Source organism: Providencia sp. PROV175 (genome assembly GCF_032707045.1).
Taxonomy (GTDB): Bacteria; Pseudomonadota; Gammaproteobacteria; order Enterobacterales; family Enterobacteriaceae; genus Providencia; species Providencia hangzhouensis.
On sequence record NZ_CP120533.1, the window covers coordinates 4,282,464 to 4,298,428 of the forward strand.

Here is a 15,965-nt window from a genome sequence, read left to right on the forward strand (position 1 = left end):
TATAAATAGGGAAATTAACGTGTCAGAGCCATTAAAAATTATTTTTGCGGGTACCCCCGATTTTGCGGCCAAACATTTAGCTGCTCTCTTAGATACTAGACACCAAATCGTTGGCGTCCTCACTCGCCATGATAAACCTGCGGGAAGAGGTAAAAAGTTAACTCCGAGCCCCGTCAAGGTTCTCGCTGAAGAACACCAAATCCCTGTTTTTCAACCAGTATCTCTTAAAGATAGCGAAAACCAGCAGTGGATAAAAAACCAAAATGCAGACTTAATGATAGTTGTTGCCTATGGCCTGATTCTACCGCAAGCCGTTCTCGATATTCCTCGCTTAGGTTGCTTGAATGTTCACGGCTCTTTGTTACCTCGCTGGAGAGGAGCGGCACCAATTCAACGTTCTATTTGGGCTGGTGATACTGAAACGGGTGTGACTATTATGCAAATGGATGCAGGTTTAGATACTGGAGACATGCTTTACAAAGCAATTTGTCCAATTAACCCTAGTGATACAAGCGCCTCGTTATATGACAAGTTAGCAATAATAGGCCCAGAAGCATTAATTCATACTGTTGAAATGCTATCCTCAGGCCAATGCACAGCTGAAAAACAAGATGATTCATTAGCAAATTACGCTGAAAAATTATCAAAAGAAGAAGCTCGGATTAATTGGCAAGATGATGCTGTACATATTGAGCGCTGTATTCGTGCTTTCAATCCTTGGCCAATGAGTTATTTCATGGTTGAAGAACAACTCATTAAAGTTTGGCAAGCTGAAGTACTCGAAGAAGCACATGATAAGCAACCAGGAACAATTATTAGCGCTGACAAAAAAGGTATATGCATTGCCACAGGAAATGGCATACTAAATATTACTCAGCTACAACCGCCTGGCAAAAAAGCAATGAGTGCACAAGATATCCTAAACTCTCGTCGCGAATGGTTTACCCCAGAGCAAGTTCTAGCATAACGAACTTGTAAACTGCCTGATACCTTCAGGCAGTTTTATTTCAGTCACTAATGAATTCATCCTCACCATATGAAAAACACATATAATTTGCGTAGTATCGCGGCAACAGCCATTTTCCAAGTTCTTGATAACGGGCAATCATTAAGCACTGTACTGCCTGACTTACAACGTAATATCAATGATAAAGATAAAGCTTTATTACAAGAAATTTGCTTTGGCGTTTTACGTTATTTACCAAAACTTGAATGGTTTATTAGCCAGCTAATGGAAAAACCATTAACGGGTAAACAAAGAACCCTACATTACTTAATTATGGTAGGCATCTACCAGCTACTTTACACTCGTATACCACCTCATGCTGCATTAGCAGAAACAGTAGATGGCGCAGTTGCACTGAAAAAGCCCCAATTAAAAGGGCTTATTAATGGCGTATTACGTTCATTTCAGCGCCAACAAGTACAATTAGAAGAAAGAATTGCTAACAACACTAGCCAATATTTACATCCAAGCTGGTTATTAAAACGCCTACAAACTGCCTATCCAGAGGATTGGCAATCTATTATTGAAGCAAATAACCAACGCCCACCTATGTGGTTAAGAGTAAACTCTCAACATCACACTGCTGCACAATATCTCAACTTACTAGAACAATCTGAGATAACCGCACATTTGCACCCCTCACATCCAAATGCTATTCGGTTAGATGAACCCACCGCAGTATCTCGTCTTCCGGGCTTTGAAGATGGCTGGTCAACAGTACAAGATGTCTCAGCTCAAGGCTGCGCTGAATTGCTAGAACCTCAAAATGGGGAAAGTATTTTAGATTTATGTGCAGCACCAGGTGGAAAAACAACCCATATTTTAGAATTAGCCCCTAGAGCGAATGTTATTGCTGTAGATATCGATGAATATCGTCTTAAAAGAGTGAAAGAAAATCTAATTCGTCTTAAGCAACATGCTGTTGTTATACAAGGAGACGGCACACAGCCTGAAAAATGGGCGAAAGATCAGCAATTTGACCGTATTTTACTTGATGCACCTTGCTCCGCTACAGGCGTTATTAGGCGTCATCCTGATATTAAATGGCTACGCCGTGATTCGGATATAAATGAATTGGCGCAACTACAAGCTCAAATTCTCGAAGCTATCTGGCCTTATTTAAAACCGGGCGGTACTCTACTTTATGCGACATGCTCAATTATGCCCGAAGAAAATGGAAAGCAAATACAAAATTTCCTATCTAAACATAATGACGCCAGTCTAAATGATGGAACCGATGCTGGGTTACAAGTATTACCAAGTACTAATGGTGGTGATGGTTTCTTTTATGCACGCTTAGTCAAAAAAGTGTAGTAAATTGTAGCCAGCTCTCTGATATAGGAAGATGTAATGAAGATCATTATTCTAGGTGCTGGGCAAGTTGGCGGAACGCTTGCTGAAAATTTAGTTGATGAGAACAATGATATTACCGTCGTTGATACCGATGCTGATCGGTTACGTCAATTACAGGATCAATTCGATCTTCGAGTGGTAAATGGTCATGGCTCTCACCCTAGAGTGCTTCGGGATGCAGGCGCAGAAGATGCGGATATGTTAGTAGCCGTTACCAATTCAGATGAAACTAACATGATTGCCTGCCAAATTTCATATAGCCTATTTAATACCCCAAATAAAATAGCGCGTATCAGGGCGACTGAATATATCCGTGAAGCCGACAAATTGTTTCTACCTGAACAAATCCCGATTGACTACTTAATATCGCCAGAACAACTAGTTATCGACTATATCTATAAATTAATTCAATACCCTGGCGCCCTTCAGGTTGTAAACTTTGCAGAAGGCAAAGTTAGCATAGTTGCTGTAAAAGCTTATTATGGCGGCTCACTCGTTGGTAATGCACTATCGAGCTTACGCGAACACATGCCACATATTGATACTCGTGTTGTCGCTATTTTCCGTCAAGATAGACCTATTCGCCCTCAAGGCTCAACAATTATTGAAGCGGGTGATGAGGTTTTTTTTGTTGCTTCAACACAACATATCCGAGCCGTAATGAGCGAGCTGCAAAGACTAGAAAAACCATACAAACGTTTGATGATAGTCGGTGGTGGTAACGTCGGAGCCGGTCTAGCAAGGCGACTAGAAAAAGATTACAGCGTGAAACTTATTGAGCGCAACCAGAAGCGCGCAACAGAACTTGCTGAGTTGCTGCATGATACCATTGTATTTTATGGCGATGCATCCGACCAAGAACTACTCACAGAAGAACATATTGAGCAAATGGATGTTTTTATTGCCCTAACAAATGATGATGAAGCTAATATTATGTCTGCTATGTTAGCAAAAAAAATGGGGGCTAAAAAAGCAATGGTTCTTATACAACGCTCTGCATACGTTGAACTCGTTCAAGGTGGGGTAATTGATATTGCGATTTCACCTCAACAGGCAACTATTTCTGCTTTATTAAGCCATGTAAGAAAAGCGGATATAGTCAATGTTTCATCTTTAAGAAGAGGCGTTGCGGAAGCTATTGAGGCAATTGCACACGGTGATGAAAATACGTCAAAAGTTGTTGGCAAAAAAATATCTGAAATTAAACTTCCTCCTGGAACTATTATTGGTGCAATTGTTCGTGAAGAAGAAGTCATTATAGCTAGTGATTACCATATAATTGAACAAGGTGATCATGTCATTATGTTTATTACAGATAAAAAGTATGTACCCGAAGTTGAAAAATTATTTCAACCAAGTCCATTCTTTTTATAAAAATAAAAATAGTAAATATTTGTAGCTTAATAATTTTAGCGACTATAATTTGTTAACCTAATACATGTTTTGTTTCAATTGAGTTATTTATTAAGGGGTCGTCTAATGAGCTTTTTAAAAGATTTCCGCGAATTTGCTATGAAGGGCAATGTAGTGGATATGGCAGTTGGTATTATTATTGGTGCTGCATTTGGTAAAATTGTATCTTCATTAGTTGCTGATGTCATTATGCCTCCGCTAGGTTTACTAATCGGAGGTGTTGATTTCAAATCATTCAGCGTAGTATTAAAAGAAGCACAAGGTGATTTACCAGCAGTAGTACTAAATTATGGTATGTTTATACAAACCGTTTTTGACTTCGTTATTGTTGCGTTCGCTATCTTTATGGCAATTAAGGTCATGAATAAAGTTCGCCGTGAAAAAGAAGCCGCACCAGCAGAGCCAGCCCCACCATCTAAAGAAGAAGTTCTGTTATCAGAAATTCGTGATCTTTTAAAAGAACAAAATAAAAATTAACTAAAAGGCCAGTGGTAATAAGTAAATAAACCTATTACCGCTGGCCTCCCAGTTAACTGACTTCTTATTTTTTTCTTTTCTTGTATAACTACCTTTTCCTTTTTTGTTTTTTTCAACTCTTTGGCGAAATAGTGGATCATGTAGTAATGCTTCAATCGCATTATCTTTAATCTCACCACGTTTATGTTTATATTTACTCATGATATACCCTCATATAATTAGCAGATTGTATAATTAATAAACTTTAGATGCGCCTTTTTCTAGTATTTCCATAATGGAGCAATAGGTTGTCGCATGTTCTTCTCCACAACATGCTGAACTTAACATCTTCAGCGAATCGCGCATAATAATAAGCTCTTGTATCTTTTTTTCAACTTCAAGTAATCTGAGATCAACAATCTGTTTAGATTCTTGGCAGGTATGATGTTCAGGATCCACTCGTATTGAAAGTAGTTCAGTGATAGCTTCTAAAGTAAAACCTAACTGTTTTGCATAACGAATAAAACGCAGTCGCTGTAGGTCTTGTTCCGTAAATAACCGATACCCACCTTCTGTTCTTTCTTTATGTCCCATCAAACCTTGTTTTTCATAAAAACGAATCGTATCAGGCGTCACATCTGCTAGCCTAGCAAGTTCACCTATCTTATACATGCTCATAATACTTACCTGTAAATATGGGTTAACCACGAAAAAATCAAGGGAATAAATTTATTTGAAGAAGTAAGAATAGCAGGTACAAAAAAACCGGGCAAATATACCCGGTTTTCTTGAAAGCGACAGCAGATTACTCTGCAGCTGCTTCTTGAGACTCAACAGCACGGTCAACAAGCTCGATGTAAGCCATCGGAGCGTTGTCACCTGTGCGGTAGCCACACTTAAGAATACGAGTGTAACCACCTGCACGAGCTGCGAAACGAGGTCCCAGTTCATTAAATAATTTTGCAACGATCTCGTTATCACGAGTACGTGCGAATGCCAGACGACGATTAGCTACGCTGTCGGTCTTGGCAAGAGTAATCAGCGGCTCAACGACGCGACGCAGTTCTTTCGCTTTAGGCAGAGTCGTCTTGATGATTTCATGACGAACTAAAGAACCTGCCATGTTACGGAACATAGCTTGGCGGTGGCTGCTGTTGCGGTTCAATTGACGACCACTCTTACGATGGCGCATGACCTTATCCTTCTCAGTAAAACCTTAACCTGTGATCTTAATCATCAGCAATACTTGCTGGTGGCCAATTTTCTAAGCGCATGCCCAGAGAAAGACCACGAGATGCCAAGACGTCCTTAATTTCAGTAAGAGATTTCTTACCAAGATTCGGAGTTTTAAGCAACTCAACTTCTGTACGCTGTACCAGATCACCGATGTAGTGGATAGCTTCTGCTTTGAGGCAGTTAGCAGAGCGGACAGTCAATTCCAGATCGTCAACTGGGCGCAATAAGATAGGATCGAATTCTGGTTTTTCTTCTTTAACTTCAGGCTGACGTACATCACGTAAGTCAACAAAAGCTTCAAGTTGTTCAGCCAGAATGGTTGCCGCACGGCGAATCGCCTCTTCAGGATCGATTGTACCGTTAGTTTCCATTTCAATAACTAACTTATCCAAGTCTGTACGTTGCTCAACACGAGCTGCTTCAACATTGTAGGCAATACGCTCTACTGGGCTGTAGCAAGCATCGACTAACAAACGACCGATTGGGCGCTCATCTTCTTCCGAATGAACTCGGGCAGAAGCCGGCACATAACCACGACCACGCTGTACTTTAATTCGCATATTAATAGATGCGCTTTCGTCAGTCAGGTGGCAGATGATGTGCTGTGGCTTGACGATTTCGACATCACCATCATGGATGATGTCGGCTGCAGTCACAGGGCCAATGCCAGATTTATTCAAGGTTAAAATAACTTCATCTTTCCCCTGAACTTTTACCGCCAGCCCTTTCAGGTTGAGGAGAATCTCCAGGATATCTTCCTGTACACCTTCTTTGGTGCTGTACTCATGCAGTACACCATCAATCTCAACCTCTGTCACCGCACAACCCGGCATAGACGAAAGCAGAATACGGCGCAGTGCGTTACCAAGAGTATGGCCAAAGCCACGCTCTAAAGGCTCAAGGGTCACCTTAGCGTGCGTCGAACTCACTTGCTCGATATCTACCAGGCGCGGTTTTAGAAACTCTGTCACAGAACCCTGCATTGTGTCCTCTCTTTGGTGCTAAGCTTTACTTGGAGTAAAGCTCGACGATCAGGTGTTCGTTAATGTCCGCAGACAAGTCAGTACGTTCAGGAATACGTTTGAACACACCTTCCATTTTAGCAGCATCAACTTCCAGCCAAGTTGGCTTCTCACGCTGTTCAGCCAGCTCTAAAGCAGCCTTAATACGAGACTGTTTTTTAGCTTTCTCACGAACGCTGATAACGTCATTCGGGGAAACCTGATAAGAAGCGATATTAACTACACGGCCATTTACCATGATAGCTTTATGGCTAACCATTTGACGTGCTTCTGCGCGAGTTGCGCCAAAGCCCATACGGTAAACGACGTTATCAAGACGACCTTCCAGCAAAGTCAGCAGGTTTTCACCTGTGTTGCCTTTCAGACGTGTTGCTTCTTTGTAATAGTTACGGAATTGACGTTCCAGAACACCGTAGATACGACGAACTTTTTGTTTTTCACGTAACTGGACGCCATAGTCAGACAGACGCGGTTTACGCGCACCGTGCTGGCCTGGAGCCTGTTCTAATTTACACTTGGTGTCAATCGCGCGAACACCAGACTTCAGGAAGAGGTCTGTTCCTTCGCGACGGCTCAGCTTGAGCTTAGGACCCAAATATCTAGCCATTTTCTTTCTCCAACAGTCCTAAAAAAAACGAAACGTATTAAACGCGACGTTTTTTCGGTGGGCGACAACCGTTATGAGGGATAGGAGTCACATCAGTAATATTAGTGATGCGGAAACCAGCGGCGTTCAGAGCACGAATTGTTGATTCGCGACCCGGACCCGGTCCCTTAACCATAACTTCCAGGTTCTTGATACCGTATTCTTTCACGGCTTCTGCGCAACGCTCTGCTGCAACCTGAGCTGCAAACGGAGTGGATTTGCGAGAACCACGGAAACCGGAACCACCGGCAGTTGCCCAACCCAATGCGTTACCTTGACGGTCTGTAATAGTAACGATTGTGTTGTTGAAAGAAGCATGGATATGAGCCACACCGTCTGAGACTTGTTTTCTTACACGCTTACGTGCACGAATTGGTGCTTTTGCCATTATTCAATACCCCGACTTATTTCTTGATCGGCTTACGCGGACCCTTACGGGTACGAGCGTTAGTCTTAGTACGCTGTCCGCGCACAGGAAGACCACGACGATGACGTAAACCACGGTAACATCCAAGGTCCATCAGACGCTTGATGCTCAGGGTAATTTCACGACGTAAGTCACCTTCTACAACGTATTTAGCAACTTCGTCACGCAGCTTGTCGATTTGTTCTTCAGACAGCTCACTGATCTTAACATTTTCAGCAATACCAGTTGCTTCACAGATAGCCTGTGAACGAGTTTTGCCGATACCGAAAATCGATGTTAAAGCGATTACAGTATGTTTATGATCAGGAATGTTAATGCCTGCTATACGGGCCACTATGCACTCCTAAGTTAAAATATACATTACTGTGCTGAAAAGCCCGTTTTCAGGATACTCAAACAATAATGTATCTTAGATAAAAAAGATTGGCTGGCTAATTTAGCCAGCTCAACCCAACTTTGCAAGAAAAAAATGCTTTTTCTTAACCTTGACGTTGTTTATGTCTTGGTTCAACACTACAAATTACACGAACGCTACCATTGCGACGAATAATTTTGCAGTTACGGCATAATTTCTTGACGGAAGCACGAACTTTCATTTTTACTCTCCGTAACTTCTAAGCAAACCATAATCACACTAAATGATTACTTACCTTTCAGGTTTGCTTTCTTCAATGCAGACTCATACTGACTTGACATCATCAGAGTTTGCACTTGAGCCATAAAGTCCATGATAACGACAACCACGATTAAGAGGGAAGTACCACCAAAATAGAAAGGTACTTTCATTGCGTCACGCATGAACTCCGGGATTAGGCAGATGAAGGTAATATATAATGCGCCAACTAATGTTAAGCGAGTCATTACCTTATCAATGTACTTGGCCGTTTGCTCTCCCGGACGAATTCCTGGTACAAATGCACCGGACTTCTTCAGGTTATCTGCTGTTTCTCTCGGGTTGAAAACCAACGCCGTATAGAAGAAACAGAAGAAGATGATCGCAGATGCATAAAGTAACACATATAACGGTTGACCAGGCTGTAAATACATAGAAATTGTAGTCAGCCAGTCCCAGCCAGTTCCATCACCAAACCAAGAAGCTATTGTACCCGGGAATAGTATGATACTGGAAGCAAAAATTGCAGGAATTACACCCGCCATATTCACTTTTAACGGTAAATGTGTACTTTGTGCTGCGTAAACACGGCGACCTTGCTGACGTTTAGCGTAATTAACGACGATACGACGCTGACCACGTTCCATAAACACAACAAAGAATGTAACCGCGAATACTAACACCGCAACCAACAGCAACAGGAGGAAGTGCAGATCGCCTTGCCGAGCTTGCTCGATGGTATGGCCAATAGCCGGCGGTAATCCCGCAACAATACCAGCGAAGATAATGATAGAAATACCGTTACCGATACCTCTTTCAGTTATCTGCTCACCTAACCACATAAGGAACATAGTCCCCGTGACCAAGCTAACAACAGCCGTAAAGTAGAACGGGAGACCCGGATCAATAACTAACCCTTGCATCCCTGGCATATTCGGTAGACCCATTGCAATACCAATAGATTGGAATATTGCTAATACCAGAGTACCCCAACGAGTATATTGGCTTATCTTCCGACGACCTGCTTCTCCTTCCTTCTTAATCTCTGCTAACCGTGGATTAACCACTGATAATAATTGGATGATAATCGATGCCGAAATATACGGCATGATACCCAAAGCAAAGATAGAAGCACGGCTAAGAGCACCACCAGAGAACATGTTAAACATTTCAATGATGGTGCCTTGTTGCTGTTCGAGCAATTTGGCAAGCACAGTGGCATCAATACCAGGGATTGGAATAAAAGAACCAATTCGGAAAACAATTAGCGCACCAATTACAAACAAAAGTCTGCGTTTAAGTTCGCCAGCTCCACCCTTGGCACTTTGAAAATCTAATCCTGGTTGTTTAGCCATCTGTCACTTATTCCTCAATTTTACCGCCGGCAGCTTCGATTGCAGCGCGAGCACCTTTAGTAACACGAAGGCCACGTACAGTAACTGCACGGTTCACTTCGCCAGACAGAATAACTTTCGCATATTCAATCTGGATGCCAACAACGTTCGCGGCTTTCAGTGCGTTCAGATCAATAACATCGCCTTCAACAGCAGCAAAATCAGACAGACGAATCTCTGCAGTGATCATTGCTTTGCGTGAAGTGAAGCCGAATTTCGGCAGACGACGGTATAAAGGCATCTGGCCGCCTTCGAAACCACGACGTACGCCACCGCCAGAACGAGATTTCTGACCTTTGTGACCACGGCCGCCGGTTTTACCGAGACCAGAACCGATACCACGACCTACGCGTTTAGGCGCGTGCTTGGCACCTTCAGCCGGAGACAGAGTATTTAAACGCATCTCTTACTCCTCAACTTTAACCATGTAGGAAACCAAGTTGACCATACCACGTACAGCAGGAGTATCCTCGCGCTCTACTGTATGACCAATGCGACGCAGACCTAAACCGACCAGTGTTGCCTTATGCTTAGGCAGACGACCGATTGAACTGCGAACTTGTGTAATTTTAATAGTCTTAGCCATAGCCGATTACCCCAGAATTTCTTCGACGGATTTTCCACGCTTAGCTGCGACCATTTCTGGAGACTTCATGCTGTCTAAAGCATCCAGTGTTGCACGAACCACGTTGATTGGGTTAGTGGAACCATAGGTTTTAGCCAGTACGTTGCGAACTCCAGCTACTTCTAAAACAGCACGCATTGCACCGCCGGCAATGATACCGGTACCTTCGTGAGCAGGTTGCATAAACACACGAGAACCAGTGTGTGTACCTTTCACAGGGTGGAACAATGTGCCGTTGTTTAGAGCAACGGTTTTCATACTGCGACGGGCTTTTTCCATCGCTTTCTGGATTGCTGCCGGAACTTCGCGCGCTTTGCCGTAGCCAAAACCAACGCGACCGTTACCATCACCAACTACAGTCAGTGCGGTAAAGCTGAAAATACGGCCACCTTTAACGGTTTTTGCTACGCGGTTTACCGCGATCAGCTTTTCCTGCAGTTCGCCAGCTTGTTTTTCGATGTGAGCCATCTTACACCTCTACCTTAGAACTGAAGGCCAGCTTCACGGGCAGCATCTGCCAGTGCCTGGACTCTACCATGATATTGGAAACCAGAACGGTCAAAAGCAACAACAGTGATGCCTTTTTCCAGTGCGCGTTCAGCAATTAATTTACCAACTACTGCTGCTGCATCTTTGTTTCCAGTGAATTTCACTTGCTCATTGATAGCTTTTTCTGTAGTAGAAGCTGCAACCAATGTTTCAGAACCGTTCGGTGCGATAACCTGCGCATAAATATGGCGTGGAGTACGATGTACCACCAGGCGAGTCGCACCCAACTCTTGGATCTTACGGCGTGCGCGGGTCGCACGACGGATACGAGCTGCTTTCTTATCCATAGTGTTACCTTACTTCTTCTTAGCCTCTTTGGTACGCACGATTTCATCGGCGTAACGAACACCTTTACCTTTGTAAGGTTCAGGACGACGGTAAGCACGCAGTTCTGCTGCAACTTGACCAATCACTTGCTTATCCGCACCTTTCAGTACGATTTCAGTTTGTGTTGGACATTCAGCAGTAATGCCTGCTGGCAGTGCGTGTTCAACCGGATGCGAGAAACCTAAAGACAAGCTTACTGCATTGCCTTTGATTGCTGCACGGTAACCAACACCGACCAGTTGAAGCTTTTTAGTGAAGCCTTCGGTAACACCAACAACCATTGCATTGCACAGTGAACGAGTAGTACCCGCTTGTGCCCATGCATCATCAAAACCTTCGCGTGGTGCGAAAGTCAGTTGATTGTCTTCGCTTTTAACTTCAACTGCATTATGGATAGTACGAGTAAGCTCGCCGTTTTTACCCTTAATCGAAATAACCTGACCGTTGAGTTTTACCTCTACGCCGGCAGGAATGACGACGGGTGCTTTTGCCACACGAGACATTCTTTCCTCCCGAATTAAGCTACGTAGCAGAGAATCTCGCCACCAAGACCAGCTTGGCGAGCTGCACGATCAGTCATGACACCTTTAGAGGTAGAAACAACAGCGATACCTAAACCAGCCATAACTTGTGGCAGCTCATCTTTTTTCTTATAGATGCGCAGACTTGGGCGGCTTACACGCTGAATGCTTTCTACAACAGCCTTACCTTGGAAATAACGTAAAGTCAGTTCCAGTTCTGGCTTGATGTCGCCTTCAATTTTAAAATCTTCAATATAACCTTCTTCCTTCAGCACTTTGGCAATTGCCACTTTCAGCTTGGAGGAAGGCATGGTGACCGCAACTTTGTTCGCGGCCTGACCGTTACGGATACGGGTCAGCATATCCGCGATGGGATCTTGCATGCTCATCTGTCTTTACTCCCGTGATTCAAATGGAATTACCAACTTGCCTTTTTAAGGCCCGGGATTTCACCGCGCATAGCGGCTTCACGGACTTTAATACGGCTCAGACCAAACTTCCGCAGGAAACCGTGCGGACGCCCTGTTTGACGGCAGCGGTTACGCTGACGAGAAGGACTTGAATCACGTGGCAGTGTTTGCAGCTTGAGAACAGCGTCCCAGCGATCTTCATCAGATGCTTTAACATCAGAGATGATAGCTTTCAGTTCTACGCGTTTTGCGAAGAATTTCTCAGCTAATTTAGCACGTTTAACATCACGCGCTTTCATAGATTTCTTAGCCATGAGTACCCTGCCTTACTTGCGGAACGGGAAGTTGAACGCTGCTAACAGTGCGCGACCTTCGTCATCTGATTTCGCAGTAGTGGTGATAGTAATATCTAAACCACGTACGCGATCCACTTTATCGTAATCGATTTCAGGGAAGATGATTTGTTCACGAACACCCATGCTGTAGTTACCGCGACCATCGAAAGACTTAGCGGACAAGCCACGGAAGTCACGAATACGTGGTACAGCAATAGAAATCAGACGCTCAAGGAACTCCCACATGCGTTCGCCACGCAGGGTTACTTTACAGCCGATTGGATAGCCCTGACGGATTTTGAAGCCTGCAACAGATTTGCGTGCTTTGGTGATCAAAGGTTTTTGACCTGAGATCGCTGTTAAATCAGCTGCTGCATTATCCAGCAGTTTTTTATCAGCAATCGCTTCACCAACACCCATATTCAGGGTGATCTTCTCGACCCGAGGGACTTGCATGACAGAAGTGTAGCTAAACTCGGTCATGAGTTTATTAACTACTTCGTCTTTATAGTAATCATGCAGTTTCGCCATCGTATACTCCAAAAATTACTTGATAGTTTCACTGTTAGATTTGAAGAAACGGACTTTTTTGCCGTCTTCGAATCTAAAGCCTACACGGTCAGCCTTACCAGTTGCCGCGTTAAAGATTGCAACGTTAGAAACTTGAATAGCCGCTTCTTTTTCAACGATGCCACCTGGTTGGTTCAGAGCCGGTACAGGCTTCTGATGTTTTTTAACCAGATTGATACCTTCAACGATAACTTTACTAGAAGAAATAACCTGCTTTACTTTACCGCGCTTACCTTTGTCTTTCCCAGTTAGCACGATAACTTCGTCATCACGACGGATTTTCGCTGCCATAGTTCGCTCCTTAGAGTACTTCAGGTGCCAGAGAGATAATTTTCATAAACTTCTCGTTACGAAGTTCACGAGTTACCGGCCCAAAAATACGCGTACCGATTACTTGCTCACTGTTATTATTTAATAACACACAAGCATTACCATCGAAGCGAATGACAGAACCGTCAGGGCGACGTACACCCTTCTTGGTGCGCACCACTACCGCTTTCAGGACATCACCCTTTTTAACTTTACCGCGTGGAATTGCTTCTTTAACAGTAATTTTAATGATGTCGCCTACATGTGCATAGCGACGGTGCGAGCCACCTAGAACCTTGATACACATTACGCGACGTGCACCGGAGTTGTCGGCCACGTTCAGCATAGTCTGTTCTTGGATCATTTTAGTGCTCCGCTAAATGTCAACTACTACTGAGCCACCTCATTATGAAGAGGCCGTTCAAATATACCCATACTACGAGGGCGCGGCATTATAACACCACATCATCGTGTTGGACAGAAAAAAATAAACGGCTCAATCAAAAAGAGCCGTTTATTCATCAAGAAAAGTTATTCTATTACAGAACAGCTTTTTCTACAACGCGAACTAAGGCCCAAGACTTAGTCTTAGACAGTGGACGAGTTTGGCGGATTTCTACCACGTCACCGATTCCACATTCATTGTTCTCGTCATGTACGTGCAATTTAGTCGTACGACGGATGAATTTACCATACAGAGGGTGTTTCACCATACGTTCGATAGCAACAACAATAGATTTCTCCATTTTATCGCTAACTACACGACCTTGCAGAGTACGGATTTTATCGCTCATTACGCACCTGCCTTCTCAGTCAGTAAAGTCTTCACACGTGCGATATCGCGACGCACTTGTTTCAACAGATGAGACTGTTGCAGCTGACCGCTTGCAGCCTGCATACGTAAATTAAATTGTTCACGTAACAGGTTCAAAAGTTCAGCATTCAGCTCTTCAACGCTTTTTTCGCGCAGCTCTTGTGCTTTCATTACATCACCGTCTTAGTTACAAAGGTGGTTTTGATAGGCAGTTTCGCTGCTGCCAGAGAGAATGCCTCACGAGCCAGCTCTTCAGGCACACCGTCCATTTCGTACAGTACTTTACCAGGCTGAATTAAGGCAACCCAATATTCTACGTTACCTTTACCTTTACCCATACGAACTTCGAGTGGTTTCTCAGTGATTGGTTTGTCTGGGAACACACGGATCCAGATTTTACCTTGACGCTTAATAGCACGGGTCATAGCACGACGTGCCGCTTCGATCTGACGTGCAGTCAGACGACCACGGCCAACAGCTTTAAGACCGAAAGTGCCGAAGCTAACATCCGTACCTTGCGCTAGACCACGGTTGCGGCCTTTGTGCACCTTACGGAATTTTGTACGCTTTGGTTGTAACATCAGCGACTCTCCTTACTTGCGGCCTTTACGCTGCTGCTTTTTAGGTTGAGCAGCTGGTTTCTCAGCTTGTTCAACAGCAGCCATACCACCCAGAATCTCACCTTTGAAGATCCATACCTTAACGCCGAGAACACCATAAGTGGTGTGCGCTTCTGAAGTGTTGTAATCGATATCAGCACGTAATGTGTGCAGTGGCACACGGCCTTCACGATACCACTCGGTACGAGCGATTTCAGCACCGCCTAAACGGCCACTGACTTCAACTTTAATACCTTTAGCGCCCAGACGCATTGCGTTCTGTACTGCACGCTTCATAGCACGACGGAACATAACACGACGTTCCAGCTGTGAAGAAATGCTGTCAGCAACTAATTTAGCGTCTAGTTCTGGTTTACGAACTTCGGCGATATTGATTTGCGCAGGAACACCAGCGATATCCGCTACTGTTTTACGCAGTTTTTCAACGTCTTCACCTTTCTTACCGATAACGATACCTGGGCGAGCAGTGTGAATAGTCACACGGATGCTTTTCGCAGGACGTTCGATAACGATGCGAGAGATTGACGCTTTTGCCAATTCTTTATTCAAGTACTGGCGTACTTTGTAATCGCTGTCTAGGTTGTCAGCGAATTCATTGGTGTTCGCATACCAAGTAGAGTTCCAAGGTTTGACAATACCCAGGCGAATACCATTAGGATGTACTTTCTGACCCATTGCTAGTCTCCAGAGTCTCAGCGATCGGACACAACCACAGTAATGTGGCTGGTGCGCTTAAGAATACGATCTGCACGGCCTTTCGCACGCGGCATGATGCGTTTCATGGTTGGACCTTCGTCTACGAAAATTTTCGCAACTTTCAGGTCATCAATGTCAGCGCCATCGTTTTGCTCTGCGTTAGCAATTGCAGATTCAAGTACTTTCTTCACTAAACCAGCAGCTTTCTTGTTGGTGTAGGTCAGAATTTCCAGAGCTTGCGACACTTTCTTACCGCGAATCAGGTCGGCAACTAAGCGAACCTTCTGGGCAGAAGAACGAGCGTGGCGATGCATAGCTAAAGTTTCCATCTCTTCCTCCTATCCTTAACGTTTCTTAGCTTTCTTATCTGCCGCGTGGCCGCGATAAGTGCGAGTCGGTGCGAATTCACCCAGTTTGTGACCAACCATTTCGTCGGTTACGAAAACTGGAACATGCTGACGACCATTATGGACAGCGATGGTCAATCCGATCATATTAGGAAAGATCGTTGAACGACGGGACCAAGTCTTAAGAGGCTTCTTGTCTCCGCTTTCCACCGCTTTCTCTACCTTCTTCAGCAAGTGCAGGTCAATAAAAGGACCTTTCTTGAGAGAACGTGGCAT

The 15,965-nt window shown here is 44.1% G+C and carries 29 protein-coding genes; 4 read left to right on the forward strand and 25 right to left on the reverse strand.

Annotated features, from left to right (window positions below; all coding sequences use genetic code 11):
• Positions 1-19 precede the first annotated feature (19 nt).
• The 4 genes from fmt (at position 20) to mscL (ending at position 4,249) form a co-directional block, all read left to right on the forward strand.
• The gene (gene fmt / locus P3L44_RS19570) at positions 20-967 is read left to right on the forward strand and encodes a methionyl-tRNA formyltransferase (RefSeq protein WP_096865177.1); all 948 of its coding nucleotides are present in this window, start codon (positions 20-22) and stop codon (positions 965-967) included.
• Positions 968-1,036: 69 nt separating this feature from the next.
• Positions 1,037-2,320: a 16S rRNA (cytosine(967)-C(5))-methyltransferase RsmB gene (gene rsmB, locus P3L44_RS19575; RefSeq protein ID WP_004265505.1), complete on the forward strand. Its 1,284-nt coding sequence runs from the start codon at positions 1,037-1,039 to the stop codon at positions 2,318-2,320.
• Positions 2,321-2,356: 36 nt separating this feature from the next.
• A complete protein-coding gene (gene trkA, locus P3L44_RS19580) occupies positions 2,357-3,733 on the forward strand; it encodes a Trk system potassium transporter TrkA (protein WP_272662825.1) in 1,377 nt (458 codons plus the stop codon).
• 105 nt (positions 3,734-3,838) lie between these two features.
• The gene (mscL, locus tag P3L44_RS19585; protein ID WP_004265501.1) at positions 3,839-4,249 is read left to right on the forward strand and encodes a large-conductance mechanosensitive channel protein MscL; all 411 of its coding nucleotides are present in this window, start codon (positions 3,839-3,841) and stop codon (positions 4,247-4,249) included.
• On the opposite strand, the gene P3L44_RS19590 is transcribed toward mscL, so the two are convergent.
• The 25 genes from P3L44_RS19590 to rpsS form a co-directional block, all read right to left on the reverse strand.
• Positions 4,250-4,450: an alternative ribosome-rescue factor A gene (locus P3L44_RS19590; protein WP_272662826.1), complete on the reverse strand. Its 201-nt coding sequence runs from the start codon at positions 4,448-4,450 to the stop codon at positions 4,250-4,252. It abuts the gene before it with no gap.
• A gap of 33 nt (positions 4,451-4,483) precedes the next feature.
• Positions 4,484-4,900: a Zn(2+)-responsive transcriptional regulator gene (gene zntR / locus P3L44_RS19595; protein ID WP_036959225.1), complete on the reverse strand. Its 417-nt coding sequence runs from the start codon at positions 4,898-4,900 to the stop codon at positions 4,484-4,486.
• Between the two features lie 133 nt (positions 4,901-5,033).
• Complete coding sequence (rplQ, locus tag P3L44_RS19600) at positions 5,034-5,420, reverse strand: 50S ribosomal protein L17 (RefSeq protein WP_004907152.1); 387 nt, start codon at positions 5,418-5,420, stop codon at positions 5,034-5,036.
• Between the two features lie 37 nt (positions 5,421-5,457).
• Positions 5,458-6,447 (reverse strand): DNA-directed RNA polymerase subunit alpha, encoded by a 990-nt coding sequence (locus P3L44_RS19605; protein WP_004265491.1) that lies wholly within the window; start codon positions 6,445-6,447, stop codon positions 5,458-5,460.
• A 25-nt stretch (positions 6,448-6,472) separates the two neighbouring features.
• Complete coding sequence (gene rpsD, locus P3L44_RS19610) at positions 6,473-7,093, reverse strand: 30S ribosomal protein S4 (RefSeq protein WP_004265487.1); 621 nt, start codon at positions 7,091-7,093, stop codon at positions 6,473-6,475.
• Between the two features lie 37 nt (positions 7,094-7,130).
• Entirely contained in the window at positions 7,131-7,520 is a 390-nt protein-coding gene (rpsK, locus tag P3L44_RS19615) for a 30S ribosomal protein S11 (RefSeq protein WP_002919257.1), read from the reverse strand.
• Between the two features lie 16 nt (positions 7,521-7,536).
• The gene (rpsM, locus tag P3L44_RS19620; protein WP_004907144.1) at positions 7,537-7,893 is read right to left on the reverse strand and encodes a 30S ribosomal protein S13; all 357 of its coding nucleotides are present in this window, start codon (positions 7,891-7,893) and stop codon (positions 7,537-7,539) included.
• Positions 7,894-8,038: 145 nt separating this feature from the next.
• Complete coding sequence (gene rpmJ, locus P3L44_RS19625; RefSeq protein ID WP_004265484.1) at positions 8,039-8,155, reverse strand: 50S ribosomal protein L36; 117 nt, start codon at positions 8,153-8,155, stop codon at positions 8,039-8,041.
• Positions 8,156-8,201: 46 nt separating this feature from the next.
• Positions 8,202-9,527, reverse strand: a complete 1,326-nt coding sequence (secY, locus tag P3L44_RS19630; protein ID WP_004265481.1) for a preprotein translocase subunit SecY — start codon at positions 9,525-9,527, stop codon at positions 8,202-8,204.
• Positions 9,528-9,534: 7 nt separating this feature from the next.
• Positions 9,535-9,969: a 50S ribosomal protein L15 gene (gene rplO / locus P3L44_RS19635; RefSeq protein ID WP_004265478.1), complete on the reverse strand. Its 435-nt coding sequence runs from the start codon at positions 9,967-9,969 to the stop codon at positions 9,535-9,537.
• 3 nt (positions 9,970-9,972) lie between these two features.
• On the reverse strand, positions 9,973-10,152 hold the full coding sequence (gene rpmD, locus P3L44_RS19640) for a 50S ribosomal protein L30 (RefSeq protein ID WP_004265475.1): 180 nt from the start codon (positions 10,150-10,152) through the stop codon (positions 9,973-9,975).
• 6 nt (positions 10,153-10,158) lie between these two features.
• Positions 10,159-10,659 (reverse strand): 30S ribosomal protein S5, encoded by a 501-nt coding sequence (gene rpsE, locus P3L44_RS19645; RefSeq protein WP_004265471.1) that lies wholly within the window; start codon positions 10,657-10,659, stop codon positions 10,159-10,161.
• A gap of 14 nt (positions 10,660-10,673) precedes the next feature.
• Positions 10,674-11,027, reverse strand: coding sequence for a 50S ribosomal protein L18 (rplR, locus tag P3L44_RS19650; protein ID WP_004265467.1), 354 nt, complete (start codon positions 11,025-11,027; stop codon positions 10,674-10,676).
• A 9-nt stretch (positions 11,028-11,036) separates the two neighbouring features.
• Positions 11,037-11,570, reverse strand: a complete 534-nt coding sequence (rplF, locus tag P3L44_RS19655; protein ID WP_004265464.1) for a 50S ribosomal protein L6 — start codon at positions 11,568-11,570, stop codon at positions 11,037-11,039.
• Positions 11,571-11,584: 14 nt separating this feature from the next.
• Entirely contained in the window at positions 11,585-11,977 is a 393-nt protein-coding gene (gene rpsH, locus P3L44_RS19660) for a 30S ribosomal protein S8 (RefSeq protein ID WP_004907134.1), read from the reverse strand.
• Between the two features lie 29 nt (positions 11,978-12,006).
• On the reverse strand, positions 12,007-12,312 hold the full coding sequence (gene rpsN / locus P3L44_RS19665; protein WP_004265458.1) for a 30S ribosomal protein S14: 306 nt from the start codon (positions 12,310-12,312) through the stop codon (positions 12,007-12,009).
• A 12-nt stretch (positions 12,313-12,324) separates the two neighbouring features.
• Complete coding sequence (rplE, locus tag P3L44_RS19670) at positions 12,325-12,864, reverse strand: 50S ribosomal protein L5 (RefSeq protein WP_004265455.1); 540 nt, start codon at positions 12,862-12,864, stop codon at positions 12,325-12,327.
• Between the two features lie 15 nt (positions 12,865-12,879).
• Entirely contained in the window at positions 12,880-13,194 is a 315-nt protein-coding gene (gene rplX / locus P3L44_RS19675) for a 50S ribosomal protein L24 (RefSeq protein WP_004265452.1), read from the reverse strand.
• A 10-nt stretch (positions 13,195-13,204) separates the two neighbouring features.
• The gene (gene rplN, locus P3L44_RS19680; RefSeq protein WP_004265449.1) at positions 13,205-13,576 is read right to left on the reverse strand and encodes a 50S ribosomal protein L14; all 372 of its coding nucleotides are present in this window, start codon (positions 13,574-13,576) and stop codon (positions 13,205-13,207) included.
• A 175-nt stretch (positions 13,577-13,751) separates the two neighbouring features.
• A complete protein-coding gene (rpsQ, locus tag P3L44_RS19685) occupies positions 13,752-14,006 on the reverse strand; it encodes a 30S ribosomal protein S17 (RefSeq protein ID WP_004265446.1) in 255 nt (84 codons plus the stop codon).
• A complete protein-coding gene (gene rpmC, locus P3L44_RS19690) occupies positions 14,006-14,197 on the reverse strand; it encodes a 50S ribosomal protein L29 (protein WP_004265442.1) in 192 nt (63 codons plus the stop codon). Before rpmC ends, rpsQ begins: the two co-directional genes overlap by 1 nt.
• On the reverse strand, positions 14,197-14,607 hold the full coding sequence (rplP, locus tag P3L44_RS19695) for a 50S ribosomal protein L16 (protein WP_004265436.1): 411 nt from the start codon (positions 14,605-14,607) through the stop codon (positions 14,197-14,199). The genes rpmC and rplP overlap by 1 nt, the downstream gene beginning before the upstream one ends.
• Positions 14,608-14,619: 12 nt before the next feature.
• On the reverse strand, positions 14,620-15,321 hold the full coding sequence (gene rpsC / locus P3L44_RS19700; RefSeq protein ID WP_004265433.1) for a 30S ribosomal protein S3: 702 nt from the start codon (positions 15,319-15,321) through the stop codon (positions 14,620-14,622).
• A 17-nt stretch (positions 15,322-15,338) separates the two neighbouring features.
• Complete coding sequence (gene rplV / locus P3L44_RS19705; protein ID WP_004265430.1) at positions 15,339-15,671, reverse strand: 50S ribosomal protein L22; 333 nt, start codon at positions 15,669-15,671, stop codon at positions 15,339-15,341.
• A 15-nt stretch (positions 15,672-15,686) separates the two neighbouring features.
• Positions 15,687-15,965 carry a 30S ribosomal protein S19 gene (rpsS, locus tag P3L44_RS19710; protein WP_004265426.1) on the reverse strand — a complete coding sequence of 93 codons (279 nt, stop codon included), beginning with the start codon at positions 15,963-15,965 and terminating at the stop codon, positions 15,687-15,689.

Coding starts and splice junctions, on each gene's coding strand:
- rplP (WP_004265436.1), bottom strand. CDS start 14,607: ATGTTACAACCAAAGCGTACAAAATTCCGTAAGGTGCACAAAGGCCGC.
- rsmB (WP_004265505.1), top strand. CDS start 1,037: ATGAAAAACACATATAATTTGCGTAGTATCGCGGCAACAGCCATTTTC.
- rpmC (WP_004265442.1), bottom strand. CDS start 14,197: ATGAAAGCACAAGAGCTGCGCGAAAAAAGCGTTGAAGAGCTGAATGCT.
- zntR (WP_036959225.1), bottom strand. CDS start 4,900: ATGTATAAGATAGGTGAACTTGCTAGGCTAGCAGATGTGACGCCTGAT.
- rplF (WP_004265464.1), bottom strand. CDS start 11,570: ATGTCTCGTGTGGCAAAAGCACCCGTCGTCATTCCTGCCGGCGTAGAG.
- rpsN (WP_004265458.1), bottom strand. CDS start 12,312: ATGGCTAAGAAATCTATGAAAGCGCGTGATGTTAAACGTGCTAAATTA.
- rpsD (WP_004265487.1), bottom strand. CDS start 7,093: ATGGCTAGATATTTGGGTCCTAAGCTCAAGCTGAGCCGTCGCGAAGGA.
- rpsS (WP_004265426.1), bottom strand. CDS start 15,965: ATGCCACGTTCTCTCAAGAAAGGTCCTTTTATTGACCTGCACTTGCTG.
- trkA (WP_272662825.1), top strand. CDS start 2,357: ATGAAGATCATTATTCTAGGTGCTGGGCAAGTTGGCGGAACGCTTGCT.
- rplR (WP_004265467.1), bottom strand. CDS start 11,027: ATGGATAAGAAAGCAGCTCGTATCCGTCGTGCGACCCGCGCACGCCGT.
- rplV (WP_004265430.1), bottom strand. CDS start 15,671: ATGGAAACTTTAGCTATGCATCGCCACGCTCGTTCTTCTGCCCAGAAG.
- rpmD (WP_004265475.1), bottom strand. CDS start 10,152: ATGGCTAAGACTATTAAAATTACACAAGTTCGCAGTTCAATCGGTCGT.
- rplN (WP_004265449.1), bottom strand. CDS start 13,576: ATGATCCAAGAACAGACTATGCTGAACGTGGCCGACAACTCCGGTGCA.
- rpsE (WP_004265471.1), bottom strand. CDS start 10,659: ATGGCTCACATCGAAAAACAAGCTGGCGAACTGCAGGAAAAGCTGATC.
- rpmJ (WP_004265484.1), bottom strand. CDS start 8,155: ATGAAAGTTCGTGCTTCCGTCAAGAAATTATGCCGTAACTGCAAAATT.
- mscL (WP_004265501.1), top strand. CDS start 3,839: ATGAGCTTTTTAAAAGATTTCCGCGAATTTGCTATGAAGGGCAATGTA.
- rpsQ (WP_004265446.1), bottom strand. CDS start 14,006: ATGAGCGATAAAATCCGTACTCTGCAAGGTCGTGTAGTTAGCGATAAA.
- secY (WP_004265481.1), bottom strand. CDS start 9,527: ATGGCTAAACAACCAGGATTAGATTTTCAAAGTGCCAAGGGTGGAGCT.
- rpsH (WP_004907134.1), bottom strand. CDS start 11,977: ATGAGCATGCAAGATCCCATCGCGGATATGCTGACCCGTATCCGTAAC.
- rplX (WP_004265452.1), bottom strand. CDS start 13,194: ATGGCAGCGAAAATCCGTCGTGATGACGAAGTTATCGTGCTAACTGGG.
- rpsC (WP_004265433.1), bottom strand. CDS start 15,321: ATGGGTCAGAAAGTACATCCTAATGGTATTCGCCTGGGTATTGTCAAA.
- rplQ (WP_004907152.1), bottom strand. CDS start 5,420: ATGCGCCATCGTAAGAGTGGTCGTCAATTGAACCGCAACAGCAGCCAC.
- P3L44_RS19605 (WP_004265491.1), bottom strand. CDS start 6,447: ATGCAGGGTTCTGTGACAGAGTTTCTAAAACCGCGCCTGGTAGATATC.
- rplO (WP_004265478.1), bottom strand. CDS start 9,969: ATGCGTTTAAATACTCTGTCTCCGGCTGAAGGTGCCAAGCACGCGCCT.
- rplE (WP_004265455.1), bottom strand. CDS start 12,864: ATGGCGAAACTGCATGATTACTATAAAGACGAAGTAGTTAATAAACTC.
- P3L44_RS19590 (WP_272662826.1), bottom strand. CDS start 4,450: ATGAGTAAATATAAACATAAACGTGGTGAGATTAAAGATAATGCGATT.
- rpsK (WP_002919257.1), bottom strand. CDS start 7,520: ATGGCAAAAGCACCAATTCGTGCACGTAAGCGTGTAAGAAAACAAGTC.